10 protein-coding genes are annotated in these 15,008 nt (G+C 70.5%); 6 read left to right on the forward strand and 4 right to left on the reverse strand.

What is annotated here, in order from left to right:
- Positions 1 to 392: 392 nt before the first annotated feature.
- The 6 genes from AB0B89_RS28570 (at position 393) to AB0B89_RS28595 (ending at position 7,762) form a co-directional block, all read left to right on the forward strand.
- Entirely contained in the window at positions 393 to 1,727 is a 1,335-nt protein-coding gene (locus AB0B89_RS28570; RefSeq protein ID WP_358559006.1) for an extracellular solute-binding protein, read from the forward strand.
- A gap of 366 nt (positions 1,728 to 2,093) precedes the next feature.
- Positions 2,094 to 3,071 carry a sugar ABC transporter permease gene (locus AB0B89_RS28575; protein ID WP_358559008.1) on the forward strand — a complete coding sequence of 326 codons (978 nt, stop codon included), beginning with the start codon at positions 2,094 to 2,096 and terminating at the stop codon, positions 3,069 to 3,071.
- Entirely contained in the window at positions 3,068 to 3,949 is an 882-nt protein-coding gene (locus AB0B89_RS28580; RefSeq protein WP_358559010.1) for a carbohydrate ABC transporter permease, read from the forward strand. The genes AB0B89_RS28575 and AB0B89_RS28580 overlap by 4 nt, the downstream gene beginning before the upstream one ends.
- A complete protein-coding gene (locus tag AB0B89_RS28585; protein ID WP_358559012.1) occupies positions 3,946 to 5,379 on the forward strand; it encodes a GH1 family beta-glucosidase in 1,434 nt (477 codons plus the stop codon). Before AB0B89_RS28580 ends, AB0B89_RS28585 begins: the two co-directional genes overlap by 4 nt.
- 28 nt (positions 5,380 to 5,407) lie before the next feature.
- Positions 5,408 to 6,427 (forward strand): LacI family DNA-binding transcriptional regulator, encoded by a 1,020-nt coding sequence (locus AB0B89_RS28590; RefSeq protein ID WP_358559013.1) that lies wholly within the window; start codon positions 5,408 to 5,410, stop codon positions 6,425 to 6,427.
- Positions 6,428 to 6,442: 15 nt separating this feature from the next.
- Positions 6,443 to 7,762 carry a GH1 family beta-glucosidase gene (locus AB0B89_RS28595; RefSeq protein ID WP_358559015.1) on the forward strand — a complete coding sequence of 440 codons (1,320 nt, stop codon included), beginning with the start codon at positions 6,443 to 6,445 and terminating at the stop codon, positions 7,760 to 7,762.
- 46 nt (positions 7,763 to 7,808) lie between these two features.
- Here AB0B89_RS28595 and AB0B89_RS28600 read toward each other — a convergent pair whose 3' ends face one another.
- From AB0B89_RS28600 to AB0B89_RS28615, 4 genes are all read right to left on the reverse strand, one after another.
- Entirely contained in the window at positions 7,809 to 8,177 is a 369-nt protein-coding gene (locus AB0B89_RS28600) for a signal peptidase I (protein ID WP_358559017.1), read from the reverse strand.
- A 167-nt stretch (positions 8,178 to 8,344) separates the two neighbouring features.
- On the reverse strand, positions 8,345 to 8,536 hold the full coding sequence (locus AB0B89_RS28605) for an MbtH family protein (RefSeq protein ID WP_358559018.1): 192 nt from the start codon (positions 8,534 to 8,536) through the stop codon (positions 8,345 to 8,347).
- Entirely contained in the window at positions 8,533 to 14,232 is a 5,700-nt protein-coding gene (locus tag AB0B89_RS28610) for an amino acid adenylation domain-containing protein (RefSeq protein WP_358559020.1), read from the reverse strand. The genes AB0B89_RS28605 and AB0B89_RS28610 overlap by 4 nt, the downstream gene beginning before the upstream one ends.
- Positions 14,229 to 15,008: phosphopantetheine-binding protein (locus AB0B89_RS28615; protein ID WP_358559022.1), on the reverse strand; the 780-nt coding region annotated here is incomplete at its 5' end. The genes AB0B89_RS28615 and AB0B89_RS28610, both read right to left, overlap by 4 nt.

Here is a 15,008-nt window from a genome sequence, read left to right on the forward strand (position 1 = left end):
CACTCCGCCGGCCGTACGGCATCGGGCTTTCCGGGCCCTGGGACCTTGATGATCTTGTGTGAGCCGTGGCGCATGGATGATTTGCGCCCGACTGTGCCAGTAGCGATGGGAGCGCTCCCAATAACTCCAATGGCCCTTATCGCGCTCAACGTCTGATTTCAAGCTCCTAACAGCCCCAGGAGTAACAGTTAGGTTTCAGCATATTGACGTCAGCATTGCCTATCGGGGACTCTTCGTGGGAGCGCTCCCAAACTTCGCTCGCGAGGAAGCCCTCGCGGGATCACGACTGAGGGATCCAGCACATCGCGGGGCCCGACTGTCGGGGCCGGCCCTCGATGCCACCTCCCAACGATCGGGCAACCACCTGAGAGGGGTCCGGAATGAAGAACAACATGCGCCGCGGCAGAATGCTCGCGGTCGCATCGGTGATGACCGCCGCGCTCGGTATCACCACCGCGTGCTCGTCCAGCGACACCGGCAGCACCGCCGGCAGCTCGTCATCGGCCGCACCCGCTGAGAAGATCACCCTCACGCTGCAGACCTTCGGCGGCGGCACCAACTTCGGCTACAAGGCCGCCGTTGAGAAGTGGAACACCGAGCACCCGAATGTGCAGGTCAAGTACAACAACCTGACCGACAGCTTCGAGAACGTCTATTGGCCCCAGATGCTGCAGTGGTTCCAGTCCGGCACCGGCGCCGGTGACGTCATTGGCATCGACGAGGGCGGCATGGGCCTGGCCAAGGCCCGGCCCCAGTTCTTCACCGATCTCGGTCAGTACGGCCTGCAGAGCCGTCAGGCCGACTTCCCCGCGTGGAAGTGGGAGAACGGCATCAACTCGGAGGGCAAGCTGTTCGCCCTCGGCACCGACGTCGGCGGAATGAGCATCTGCTACCGCACGGACCTGTTCAAGAAGGCCGGACTGCCCACCGACCGGGACGAGGTCTCGAAGCTGTGGAGCGGCGGCTGGGACGCCTTCGTCAAGGCCGGCGAGGACTTCCAGGCCAAGGTCAAGGACGCCAAGTTCGTGGACAGCGTCAACACCATCTACAACGTGGTGCTGTCGCAGGAGGCCGCCAAGAACGGCAACGTCACCTACTTCGACAAGAACCAGCAGCTGATCCTGGACAAGAACCCGGCCGTCAAGACCGCGTTCGACTTCACCACGAAGATCAGCCAGGCCGGTCTGACCGCCAAGCTCCAGAACTTCACCGACCCGTGGAACACGGGCTTCGTGAAGTCGCAGTTCGCGACCCTCGGCTGCCCCGGCTGGATGCTCGGCGTGGTGTCGGGCACCGCCGGCGACAAGTTCAAGGGCAAGTGGGACGTCGCGACGGTTCCCGGCGGCGGCGGCAACTGGGGCGGCTCCTGGCTCGCGGTGCCCAAGCAGTCCAAGCACCCGAAGGAGGCCGCCGAGCTGGCCAGCTACCTGACCAGCCCCGAGGCGCAGCTGCTGGCGTTCAAGGAGGGCGGCAACCTGCCCAGCACCATCCCGGCGCAGGACAACCCCGAGCTCCAGAGCGCGACCAACGAGTACTTCGACAACGCGCCCATCGGCAAGATCTTCGGGCCGTCCATCAAGTCGCTCCAGCCGACCTTCCTCGGTGAGAAGCACGCACAGGTGAAGGCCGCCGTGGAGCAGATCATCATCGGCATGGACCAGGGCGCCGTGCCCTACGGCGAGGCATGGCAGAAGTTCGTCGAGGCGGGCCAGAAGGCGGCGGGCTGATCGTTCCCGAACGTCACCGGCCCCCCGTGGCAACCCTCCGGCGGGGCCGGTGACCTCCCCTCCTGAGCGGCAGGCGGCAGCGGAACCACGCTGCCGCCCTTCGCTCCGAGCGCCGAAAGGTAGATCGTTGACCTCCTCCCGACGGACAGGCCCCGTAGTGCCCACCCCACACGGGCCGAAAGTTCGCGGCTCATCGACCGGAGGACCCCCCATGCCGCCGCAAGGGCAGCCCCTGCCTCCGTGGCACTCCCGCCGATCGTGCTCATCGCGCGGCGGCGGGCACACCACACATCGCTTTCGACGAAAGAAGGAGAATGGGGCACTCTCCCCACGGCTGAAGGCCAGGGGACCCGCCCCGGAATTCCGATGAGCGTCAACGTCCGCGCCCAACGTGCGGATCCCGCGCCTCCCCCCTACCGGCCGGGGCGCCACCAATCGGGATCCTCACGCCGCTTCCTGTCCCAGCTCGACCTGAAGGCCACGCCCTACTTCCTCATCTCGCCGTACTTCATCCTCTTCGCGATCTTCGGCCTGTTCCCGCTCGTCTTCACCCTGTGGGTCTCGCTCCACGACTACGAGCTGGCCGGCGGCGACGCCAAGTTCACCGGCCTCGCGAACTACGGCAACCTGCTGACCGACGCCGACTTCTGGAACGCGGTGATCAACACCGTCGGCATCTTCGTCCTGGCGACGGTGCCGCAGCTGGTCCTCGCGCTCATGCTGGCCAACGCCCTCAACAAGCGGATCCGGGGGCGGCTGTTCTTCCGCCTTGGAGTGCTCCTCCCCCTGGTCACCTCGGTCGTCGCGGTCGCCATCGTCTTCACCCAGCTCTACGGCCGCGACTTCGGCCTGATCAACTACGTGCTCGGGTCCCTCGGCGTGGACAACATCAACTGGCAGAACGCCAAGTGGTCGTCCTGGACCGCGATCGCCACCATGGTCGACTGGCGCTGGACCGGCTACAACGCGATCATCTACCTCGCGGGCATGCAGACGATCCCCCGCGACCTCTACGAGGCGGCGTCGATCGACGGGGCCTCGCCCCGCCGGCAGTTCTGGAGCATCACGCTGCCGATGATCCGCCCGACCATCATCTTCACGGTCTTCGTCTCCACGATCGGCGGGCTGACGCTCTTCGCCGAACCGGTCATGTTCGGCAGCAACCGGATGGAGGGCGGCAGCACCGGTCAGTTCCAGACGATCGCGATGTACATCGTCAAACAGGGGTTCAGGGACTTCGACTACGGCTACGCGGCGGCGGCCGCCTGGCTGCTGTTCATCCTGATCCTCCTCGGCGTCGCGATCAACTACGCGTTCGTCCGCCGGATCGGGGGCAGCAAGTGACCGCCATCACGCAGGTCAGGCCCGGCCGGGCCGCCGCCAGGAGCAAGCGGGACCCCTTCCGCGCCACACCGCTCACCAAGATCTCCCTGCTGTTCACCATCCTGCTGTCGATCTTCCCGATCTACTGGATGGTCATCATCGCGTCGCGGACCAACTCCGACGCCGTCGAGGTGCCGCCGCCGCTGCTTCCCGGAGGCAACCTCGGCGAGAACGTCCAGCGGGTGCTCAGCACCGAGGACGCGCACTTCCTCGCCGGCCTGACGAACTCGCTGATCGTCACCTCCACCGTGACGATCTCCGTCGTGATCATCTCGACGTTCGCGGGCTTCGCCTTCGCCCGGCTCCACTTCCGCGGGCGCAACCTGCTGCTCGGCTCCATCCTGATCACGATGATGGTCCCGCTGCAGCAGATGGGCATCGTCCCGCTCTACCAGCTCATGGTCAGCCTCGGCTGGGTCGGGACGCTCAAGGCCGTCATCCTTCCGTACCTGCTCAACGGCTTCGGCGTGTTCATGATGACGCAGTACACCCACCAGGCCGTTCCCGAGGAACTGGTCGAGGCGGCCCGGGTGGACGGCGCGTCCACGATGCGCATCTGGTGGAACGTGATCCTGCCCGCCGTACGGCCCGGCATGGCCGTCCTGGCGTTGCAGACCTTCATGTTGAACTGGAACGAGTTCATGTGGCCCCTGATCGTCCTCACCCCGGACAACCCCACGGTGCAGGTCTCGATCAGCTTCCTCACCGCGGCCCACACCACCGACTACGTGCTGATCTTCACCGGCACGGCCCTCTCGGTTCTACCCCTCATTGTTGTTTTCGTCGCGTTCGGCCGGCAGATCGTCGGCGGACTCATGGAAGGTGCGGTCAAAGCGTGACCACGCAGGAGACTCAACCCGAGACCGACGCCCCTGCCCTGGTGTTCCCGACCGGCTTCGTCTGGGGCGCCGCCACCTCGGCGTACCAGATCGAAGGCTCGATCGACACCGACGGGCGCGGGACCTCCATCTGGGACACGTTCGTCCGGCAGCCGGGCCGCGTGCTCAACGGCGAGAACGCCGAGGTCGCGATCGACCACTATCGCCGCTACCGCGACGACGTGGCGGTCATGGCCGACCTCGGCCTGACCGCCTACCGCTTCTCGGTCTCCTGGCCGCGGATCCAGCCGGACGGGGCGGGCAAGGTCAACGAGGCCGGTCTCGACTTCTACCGCCGCCTGGTGGACGAGCTGCTCGCCCACGGCATCGAGCCCTGGCTGACCCTGTACCACTGGGACCTGCCCCAGGCGCTGGAGGACCTAGGCGGGTGGCCGGTACGCGACACGTCGAAGCGCTTCGCCGACTTCGCGGCCTGCGTCCACCAGGCCCTCGGCGACCGGGTCCGCAACTGGAGCACGGTGAACGAGCCCTGGTGCGCGGCCTTCCTCGGGTACGCCTCCGGCGAGCACGCTCCGGGACGGCGCGAGCCGGCCGCCTCCATCAGGGCCGCCCACCACCTCAACCTGGCCCACGGCCTGTCGGTCCAGGCGCTGCGCGCCCAGGGCGCCGGCGCCCAGATCGGGGGGTCGGTCAACCTGTACGCGATCACCCCTGCCTCGCAGGACGAGGCGGACCTGGACGCCGCCCGCCGCATCGACGGCCTGCAGAACCGGTTCTTCCTCGACGCGCTGCTGAAGGGCTCCTACCCCGAGGACGTCCTCGCGGACCTGAGCGCCGTCACCGAGATCGACTTCATCCAGGACGGCGACCTGGAGACGATCTCCACGCCGTTCGACACGCTGATGGTGAACTACTACAGCCGCTTCACCGTGTCGGGGAAGCCGGGCGGGGCCGCCTCCGCCGCCGCCGCGCCGACCGGCGCCGGGTCCCCGTGGCCGGGCAGCGAGCACGTGTCCTTCGTGAACGGCGGACGCCCGGTCACCTCGATGGGCTGGGAGATCGACGACATCGGCCTGTACGAGGTGCTCCAGCGGGTCTCCCGCGACTACCCGAGCATCCCCCTGGTCATCTCGGAGAACGGCGCCGCCTTCGACGACGTCGTGACCGGGGAGACGGTGGACGACCAGGAGCGCCTGGCCTACATCGAGGCGCACCTGCGCACCTGCCACGCCGCCATCGAGGCGGGGATACCGCTGAAGGGATACTTCGCCTGGTCCCTGATGGACAATTTCGAATGGGCATGGGGATACGGCAAGCGTTTCGGGCTCGTCTACGTCGACTATCCCACTCAGCGCAGAACCCCCAAGGCCAGTGCGTATTGGTACGCCGACACTATTCGCCGAGGCGGCCTTCGCGGTCCGGCAGAATAAGGCTGAACTCTAGGAGGGGGCACTTCTCATGAACGGGGACCGCCGCTCGGGAGCGCGACCGACCCTCGAGGCCGTCGCCGCTCGCGCCGGCGTCGGCCGCGGGACGGTTTCACGCGTCATCAACGGCTCGCCGAAGGTGAGCGACAAGGCGCGCGAGGCCGTGCAGCAGGCGATCGACGAACTCGGCTACGTGCCCAACCGGGCGGCGCGCACCCTGGTCACCAGGCGCACGGACACGATCGCGCTGGTCGTGTCCGAGTCCGAGCAGCGCATCTTCGACGAGCCGTTCTTCGCGGGCATCATCCGCGGCATCGGCTCGTCGCTGTCGGAGACCGGGCTCCAGCTGATCCTGACCATGGCGCAGTCCAACGACGAGCACGAGCGCCTGGAGCTCTACCTCACCGGCCAGCACGTCGACGGAGTCCTGCTGATCTCGCTGCACGGCGCCGACCCGCTGCCCGGCCGGCTGGAGGAGATGGGCGTGCCCACCGTCCTCGGCGGCCGGCCGGTCGGGTTCACGCCCTTCAGCTACGTCGACATGGACAACCGCGCCGGTGCCAGGCAGGCGGTCAAGTACCTGCTCGCCAGGGGGCGGCGGCGAATCGCCACCATCGCCGGCACGCAGGACATGGGCGTGGGCGTCGACCGGCTCGCCGGGTACCGCGACGCGCTGCTGGCGACCGGCATGCCCGAGCTCGTCGCGTATGGAGACTTCAGCGAGAGCAGCGCCGTCGAGGCGATGGAGCGGCTGCTCGGCGAGCATCCGACCCTCGACGCGGTGTTCGCCGCCTCCGACGCGATGGCGATCGGTGCGATGCGCGTGCTCAAGGAGCACGGCAGGGCGATACCCGGCGACGTGGCGGTGATCGGCTTCGAGGACTCCGCCATCGCCGCCCAGACCGTGCCGCCGCTGACCAGCGTCCACCAGCCCACCGAGGCCATGGGCCGCCAGATGGCGCAGCTCCTGGTCTCCCGTATCAACGGCGAGCGCCTGGAGCAGCCCGTCGTGATACTGGACACGCATCTGGTCGAGCGCGGCTCGGCCTGACACGAGGAGCAGACCGTGCCCGAGCAGCGTTTCCCCGAGGAGTTCGTCTGGGGCGCGGCGACCTCCGCCTACCAGATCGAGGGCGCCACCGAGGAGGACGGGCGCGGGGTGTCCGTCTGGGACACCTTCGCGTCCGGCCCGGGCAACGTCAAGGACGGCGACACCGGGGCCGTGGCCGCCGACCACTACCACCGGCTCGGCGAGGACCTCGACCTGATGTCCTCGCTCGGCCTGCGCGGCTACCGGTTCTCCATCGCCTGGCCGCGCGTCCAGCCCGACGGCGCAGGCAGGCCCGACCGGCGGGGGCTCGACTTCTACCGCCGGCTGGCCGACGGGCTCCGCGAGCGCGGCATCCACCCCATGGCCACGCTGTTCCACTGGGACCTGCCCCAGGCGCTGCAGGACAAGGGCGGCTGGGAGAACAGGGACACGGCCGAGCGGTTCGCCGACTACGCCGAGATCATGTTCGACGCCCTGGACCTGCGCGACTGGCTGACCGTCAACGAGCCCAAGACCGTGGTCGAGTGCGGGTACCGCTGGGGCGTCCACGCTCCGGGCGTCCAGGATGACGGGCGGGCGTTCGTGGCCCTCCACCACCTGCTGCTCGCCCACGGGCGGGCGTCCCGCGTCCTGCACGACCGGCATCCCGGCCGCCGCATCGGCCCCGCGCTCAACCTGCACCCCACCTACGCGGCCGACGACGACCCCGAGACGGCGAAGGCCGTGCGACACCAGGACGGCCTGGAGAACCGGCTGTACCTCGACCCCATCTTCACCGGCGCCTACCCCGAGGACATGCTCGCGTGGATCGCCGAACGCAGCCCCATGGCCGACCACATCCTCGACGGGGACCTCGCCGTGATCAGCGAGCCGGTCGACGTGCTCGGCGTGCAGTACTACACCCCGAGCTTCGTCGACGCCGGGGGCAACCGCGTCCTGAAGCACCCCACCGCGCAGCTCGACTGGCTGGAGATCTACCCGAGGGGCCTGTACGACACGCTCACCCGGCTGAGGGCCGACTACCCCGAGGTGCCGATCGTGGTCACCGAGAACGGCGTGCCCGCCCCGGACGTGGTGGGCCCGGACGGCGGGGTCGCCGACGCCGGGCGCGTCGCCTTCCTGCGCGACCACCTCGCGGCCGTACGCGACGCCCTGAACGAAGGGGTCCCCGTGGAGGGGTACTACGTGTGGTCGCTGCTGGACAACTTCGAGTGGGCCGAGGGTTACAGCGCGCGCTTCGGCATCGTCCACGTCGACTTCGCCACCCAGCGGCGCACCCTGAAGGACAGCGCCCTGTGGTACCGCGACGTGATCTCCACCGGCCGCCTGACCTGACGCCCGCTCCCACCGACCCGCCAAACGGGCCATGACCTCATGGCGCTCACGGGGTTTTCACCGCGTAGCCGGGGACGGAGGGCCAGCGGACGGTGAGGACCACCGACCGATCCTCGGCGCGCCAGGAGTGGTCGACGCCGTGGCCCCACACGACGTAGTCGCCCGGCTTGGCCAGCAGCACGCTGCGGCCGGGCAGCTCCACCCGGAAGCGCCCGCTGATCAGGATGAGCAGGGCGGTGCGCTTCTCGCCGGTGACCCACTCGGCACGCTCGTCGCCAGGGGGGTGCACGCCCCACTTGATCTCGACGTCCTCGCTGTGCCGCATGTCGCCGAACGGCTTGAAGTGCCCGAGCAGCCACCCCTTGTCGGCCGCCGCGTCGACGTCCGCGCTACCCACGTACACGTTCTCACTCACGACCGCCGACGCTAGCAGCCCAAAGGCCGAGCCCGCCGCTGTCTGAACAGTCGAGCCCGCAACTCCCGGTGTGCCTGCGACACCTCGGCCGAGACTCCGGGAAGATCATAAACATATTCGACGGTAACCGCCGTGTCCTGGGGACGCCCAGGACGACGGGGGTGTGGTCAGCGGGTGGCGGGTGTTCTCGCGCTAAGGGGGCGCATGTCGGTCCAGACCTCCTCGATGTGGGCGAGGCACTCCTCCTGGGTGCCCTCGAAGCCGTCGGGGCGCCAGCCGGCCGGGATCTCACGGTCCGACGGCCAGAGGGAGTACTGCTCCTCGCCGTTGAGGACGACGCGGTGCGGGGCTTCTGTCACGGGGTCTCCTTGAGAGCGGGTCGTCGGTCGGTCGGGTGCGAGTCGTCGCCGGCCGAGCCCACCGGGGTACGGCCCGGCGAGGCCGGCGCGGTGGGGACGGGCAAGGTCGGCGCGGTGGGGACGGGCGAGGATGGCGCGGTGCGGGCGCGCAGGGCCTCGACGCCGACCAGGTCGTCGGGCAGCGCGTCCGGGACGACGTCGTCGAAGCGGGCCAGCGCCTTGACGCGCATCGCCACCAGCGCCGTCACCGCCATGGCGAGGGCGAAGCAGATGTACATGAAGCCGATGCCGCGCCCCGCGCCCGTGCCGATCAGCGTGCCGACGGTTCCCGCCAGTGGGCCGTCGTGGGCCAGCAGCGGCTCGAACACCGCCGTGCCGTACGGGGCCACGAGACCGAAGCCGACGGGGAGGGTGGACCAGGCGACCAGCGTGTTCAGCGCGATCACCCGCCCGTGGAACCGCTGGGGCACCTTGACCTGGATGATCGTGGCGTAGACGCCGTTGAGGAGCGTGAGCCACAGCGACATGCCGAAGGCTCCGGCGCCGATCACGACCAGGTCGTCACGCAGCCCGGTGACCAGGCAGAAGACCGACAGGGCCAGGGTCGAGAGCAGGACGCCGCGAAGGCGCTTCCTGCGCGGCCCGCCCCACACCGTCATGGCGAGGCCGCCGAGGAACGCGCCGAGCCCGCCCGCGAAGGCGACCCGCCCGACGTCGGCCAGCGTGCCGGTCGCCAGCACCAGCGGCGAGATCATCAGGAAGAGCGGCGACAGGAAGATGTTGAGCACGGCGAAGAACGCCAGCATGGAGCGGAACGACCGGTTCCCCCACGAGTACCGGAAGCCGTTCACCATCTCGGTCACCACGGACTCCCGCCGCTTCCACGCCATCGAGGACGGGAACCGGATGAGCGCCACGCTCAGGATGGCCACGGCGTAGCTCGCCACGTCGATGACCAGGATGCCGGACAGGCCGATCGTGGCCATCAGCCCGGCGGCGACCAGGGGGACGATGAGCTGTGAGGTGCCGATGACCATCTGCACCACGCCGTTGGCGTGACCGAGGTAGCGCTTGGGCACCAGTTGCGGGATCGCCGAGCCGTACGCCAGCCGCTGGAAGCTGAGCGCGACCGACAGGCACACGATCAGCGGGTAGATGTGCCAGGTCCGCAGGTGGTCGGTCCACAGCAGCACGCCGAGGATCACCTGCGTGGAGCCCGCCCCGATGTCCCCGGCGAGCATGACGCGGCGGCGGTCCGACCGGTCGACGATGGCGCCCGCGAGCGGGGACACCAGCATGCCGGGGACCAGGCCGAGCACGGCGAACAGCGCGAAGCTGACCAGCGAGCCGGTGGTCAGGTATATCCAGATGGGGATCGCGAACTCGGTGAGTGCCGATCCGGTGATCGAGACGAGCTGGCCCGCGGCCACGACCGCGAACCGCCGCATGCTCGGCCTCGGCCCCGCCGAGGACATCCCCGAGCCGGGGTACGCCGGAGCCGGCCCGCCCCCGCCGCCTCCGGGAGCCGCCGAGCGCTCGCCGTTCGCGGGGGTGGCTGTTTCAGCGGCGCCGGGGGTGGCGGTGGAGACGTCGTGCAGCCACCAGGTGGAGTCCTCACGGCGGAGGTACGGCTCGGTACGGCCGTCCGCGACGGCCGGGTGGATGCCGGTGAGGATCGCCGCCAGTTCCTCCGCCCGATATTTCATGAAGAAGTGGCCTGCTTCGTCCAGCACGACGAGGGCCGTCGAGGCCGAGACGCAGTGCCACTCGCGGAAGCGTTCCTGGTAGAACTCGGTGGCGGGGTCGCGCTCGCCCACGACGGCGACGACCGGCGCCCTGAACGGAGCCGTCCGCTCCTCGAACAGCCGGCCGAAGTACCGCTCCGCGGCGCGCGTGCCCTGCCGCCGGTTGCGGATGATGAGCCTCAGCTGCTCGGGGTCGACCTCCTCGATGTCCATCCCGGCCGCGGTGAGCGCGTTGGCCATCGCCTGGTCACTGCGGATGCGCTCCATCCAGTCCGACACCCGCGACATGAGCCCCTTCGGACGGGCGAAGGGGAAGATGCCGCCGAGGTAGACCGCGTCGACCTCGCGCCCGGCGGCCTCCAGGCGGCGCACGATCTCCGCCGCCAGCATCACCCCGAGCCCGCAGTGCCCGTACAGGACAAGGGGGCCCTCGACCGTGGCGAGGATCTCCTCGACGCACTCGCTCGCGACCTCGGGGATCGGCCGTGACTCCTCCCCCAGCTCGTGCCCGGGGACCGCGATCGAGTACAGCGCCCAGTCGCGCGGCAGGGCGTCGGCCAGGTGCTTGTAGATGACCGCGCTGCCTCCTCCGTACGGGGCGCAGACCAGGGTCGCGGTCGCGCGACGGGCGGGGGTGAGCCGGTGCAGCAGCTTTCGCGGACCGTCGTCGCCGGCCCGCATGAGGTGCGCGAGCGAGCGCACGGTGGAGTGCTTGAACAGGTCCATGATCGTGACCGGGTGCCCGGCCATCGAGCGCAGCCGCGCGATGACCTGCATGGCGAGCAGCGAGTGCCCTCCGAGGTCGAAGAAGTCGTCCAGGGCGCCGACGCGGTCCAGCCCGAGCACCTTCGCCCAGATCTCCGCGACGGCCTCCTCCAGCGGGGTCTCCGGCGGGACGTACCCGGCGCCCTCACCGGGCCGCTCGTCGTCGGGCTCCGGCAGGGCGGCCCTGTCGACCTTGCCGTGGGACTTGAAGGGCACCGAGTCCAGCCAGACGTACTTGACGGGGACCATGTAGTCGGGCAGCCGCTCGCGGATCCAGCCCCGCAGCTCGCCGGCGCCCGGCCGCTCGTCCCCGCTCGCGGCGACGAGGTAGGCGACCAGCCCCCGGGCGCGCAGGTCGACGACGGCCTGGGCGACGGCGGGGTGCTCCTGGAGCAGGGTCTCGATCTCCCCCAGCTCGACGCGGTAGCCGCGCACCTTGACCTGCAGGTCGCGGCGGCCGAGGAACTGCAGGTCGCCGTCCGGAAGCCACCGGCCGAGGTCCCCGGTGCGGTACATGCGCGCGCCGGGCTCGCCGTACGGGTCGGGCAGGAAGCGGTCGGCGGTCAGGCCGGGCCTGCCGAGGTAGCCGCGCGCCAGCCGCTCCCCGCCGAGATGGATCTCTCCCGGCACGCCGACCGGCACGGGCCGCAGGTGCTCGTCCAGTACGTACGCGCGGGCGCCGGGCAGCGGCCGCCCGATCGGGAGCGTGGGCGCCACGTCGGGGACGGCCGGGTCGGCGCGCAGGGTGGTGACGCCGACCGTGGCCTCGGTGGGCCCGTAGTGGTTGACCACGGCGCACCCGCCGAGCGCGGCCAGCTCCTTCGCCCAGGCCCAAGGCGAGGCCTCGCCGCCGAGGATGAGCAGGCGCCGGGGCAGCAACTCGCGCGGGCTCGCCTCGGCCAGCAGCGCGGCGAGGTGCGACGGGGTGATCTTCAGGTAGTCGATGCGCGCCTTGGCGAAGCACGCGGCGAGATCGGGCGCGGCCGTGCGGGAGGGCACCAGGTGCAGCGTGCCGCCGGTCATCAGGGACAGGTAGAAGACGGTGACGCCGAAGTCGAAGGCGAGCGACTGCAGGAGCGCGAACGAGCCTCCGGGCTCGAACCCGGTGCCGCGCGCGACGCCGTCCGCGCCGGAACCGGCCGCCGCGGCGTCGCGCATCCCTGCGGCGAACCGCTCCCGCACGCCGGCCAGGTAGAGCAGCACCTCGCGATGCTGGACGGCGACGCCCTTGGGCCTGCCGGTGGTGCCCGAGGTGTAGATGACGTAGGCCAGGTCGCGGCCCGTGACGCCGGTGTCCACGGGCCCGGGTTCCACGCCGTCGAGGACCCCGGTGTCCAGGGCGACGGCCGTCAGCTCGCAGGCGGGCCCGGGGTCCGCGACCTCGCGGGGCAGCCGGGAGCGCAGCGCGGTGGTGGTGACCGCGACGCGCACGCCCGCGTCCGCCAGCGCGTACGCCAGCCGCTCCCCGGGGTGCTCGGGATCGAGCGGCACGTAGGCGCCGCCCGCCTTCAGCACGCCGACGACGGCGACGGCCAGCTCGGCCGACTGCTCCAGGCAGATGGCCACCCGCTGGTCGGGGCCGACGCCGAGGCCCACCAGGTGCCGGGCCAGCCGGTCGGACCGTTCGTCCAGCTCGGCGTAGGTGAGGGCGGTGCCGCCGCACACGACGGCGGTCGCGGTGGGCGTGCGGGCCGCCTGGGCGGTGACGAGCCGGTGCAGCAGGTCGTGCTCGGGCGGCTCGGGGGCCGGCGAGCCGGCGAACTCCAGCGCCCGGCCGTACGGGAGCTCGATCTCGGAGATCCGGGTCGCGGGGGCGGCGACGACCGAGCGGAGCAGGCTCTCGAAATGGCCGGCCATCCGCTCCACCGTCTCCGGCAGGAACAAAGAGGTATTAAAGGTGAAATTTCCCCATAAACCGCCGTCTGGGGTTTCGGTCAGATATAGCGCCAGGTCGAATCGGGCGATGGTGGTGTCGAACGGGAAACCGGTCATCGAAAAGCCCGGCGGCGGCTCCGGAGCCCTGCCGTCCTTCCCCCGGTAGTTCTGCAGCGCGAAAAGCACCTGGAAAACCGGCGAGCGGCTGACGTCACGCTCGATGGCCAGCTCGTTCACCATCTGGTCGAAGGGCAGTTCCTGGTGCGAATACGCGTCCAGCGCCGTCTCCCTGCACCGGCCGAGCAGCTCGGTGAAAAGGGGGTCGCCGGAAAGGTCGGCACGCATCGGGAGGGTGTTCACGAACACCCCGACGGCCGCCTCAAGCTCCGGCAGCCCGCGCCCGCTGATCGGCGACCCCACCGCGAAGTCCGCCGACCCCGAGTGGCGCGCGAGCAGCGCCTCGAAGGCCGCCAGCAGCGTCATGTACGGCGTCGCCCCGTACGCGTCGCCGAGCCGTGCGACCGCCGAGGCCAGGTCCGCGTCGAGGGGGAAACCGTGCTGGGAGCCGCCGAAGCCCTGCGTCGCGGGTCGCGGCAGGTCGGTGGGCAGTTCGAGCGGGGACAGGCCGGAAAGCCGCCCCTTCCAGTAGGCGACGTCGCGGTCGTAGTCGGGCGAGCCCATGCGCCGGCGCTGCCAGATCGCGTAGTCGCCGTACTGCGCGGGGGGTGGCGGAAGCGAGGGCGGACGCCCGGCACGGTGGTCGTCGTGCAGCGTCAGGATCTCGCGGATCAGGATGTCGCAGGACCGGCCGTCGGTCACGGCGTGGTGCATCGCCAGCAGCAGCACGTGCTCGCGCGGGCCGAGCCGGACGAGCAGCGCCCGGAGCAGGGGCCCGTCCTCCAGGTCGAACGGGCGGACGATCTCCTCGTTGACCAGATCGCGGGCCCGGTCCTCGTCCTCGGCTTCCACGACGCGGAAGCCGGCGCGGGGCTCGGCGTCCACGACCGCCTCGGGCCGTCCGTCGCCGGTGGTGACGAACCGGGTGCGCAGGCTCTCGTGGCGGGCCACGACGCCGGTGAGGGCGCGGTGGAGGCACTCCTCGTCCAGCTCGCCGGTCAGCCGCACCGAGAAGGGCACGACGTACGCGGCGGTGCCGGGCACGTACTGCTCCAGGAACCAGAACCGCTCCTGGGCGTGCGAGAGGGGCGGGGCCGTGCCCTCGGGGCGGGCGGCGATCGTCGTCACGGCCGTACGCCGTCGCAGGCGCTGCGCCAGCAACGCCTGCTTGGCCGCCGACAGGTCCGTGGTCACGGGTTCTCCAGGGGGTCGGGCGTGGTTTCGAGCAGTCCGAGGACCTCCTCGTCGGAGAGGCCGGTCAGCTCCTCCATCAGGAGCTCCTCCAGCGCGGTGGCCAGCTCGGCGACCGTGCGGCGGGCGAAGATCGTGCGGATCGGCAGGTCGATCTCGACGTTGGCCCTGATCCGGGCGGTCACCTGCACGGCGAGCAGCGAGTGCCCGCCGAGGTGGAAGAAGTCGTCCAGCGCGCCGATCTGGTCCAGTTCGAGCACCTCGGCCCAGATCTCGGCGACCAGTCGCTCGGCGTCGGTGCGCGGCGGCACGAACCGGGTCTCCCGCTCGGGCTCGACCTCGGGCAGCGCCGCACGGTCGACCTTCCCGCTGGTCGTCAGCGGCAGCCGGTCGAGCCGCGCCCAGAGGCCGGGCACCATGTACGGCGGCAGGGTCTCGGCCGCGTGACGCCGCAGGGTCTCCAGCGGCGCGGGCCCGGTGACGTAGGCGATCAGCGTGTCGTCGCGGACCGCCACGGCGGCCTCGCCCACGTCCGGATGGGCCAGCAGCCTGGCCTCGACCTCGCCGGGCTCGATGCGGTAGCCGCGCACCTTGACCTGGTCGTCCAGGCGTCCGAGGAACTCCAGCTGGCCGTCGTTCCGCAGGCGGGCCCGGTCGCCCGTGCGGTAGAGCCGGGAGCCGGGCGGCCCGAAGGGGTCGGGCACGAACCGCGCGGCGGTCAGGGCGGGCCGTCCGAGGTAGCCCCAGGCGACGCCCGCGCCGCCGACGCACAGCTCGCC

Source organism: Sphaerisporangium sp. NPDC049002, assembly GCF_040649355.1.
Lineage (GTDB): Bacteria > Actinomycetota > Actinomycetes > Streptosporangiales > Streptosporangiaceae > Sphaerisporangium.

What these genes read in the sequence shown, in the direction of transcription:
- AB0B89_RS28590 (WP_358559013.1), top strand. Translation starts at nt 5,408, where the DNA reads ATGAACGGGGACCGCCGCTCGGGAGCGCGACCGACCCTCGAGGCCGTC.
- AB0B89_RS28570 (WP_358559006.1), top strand. Translation starts at nt 393, where the DNA reads ATGCGCCGCGGCAGAATGCTCGCGGTCGCATCGGTGATGACCGCCGCG.
- AB0B89_RS28575 (WP_358559008.1), top strand. Translation starts at nt 2,094, where the DNA reads ATGAGCGTCAACGTCCGCGCCCAACGTGCGGATCCCGCGCCTCCCCCC.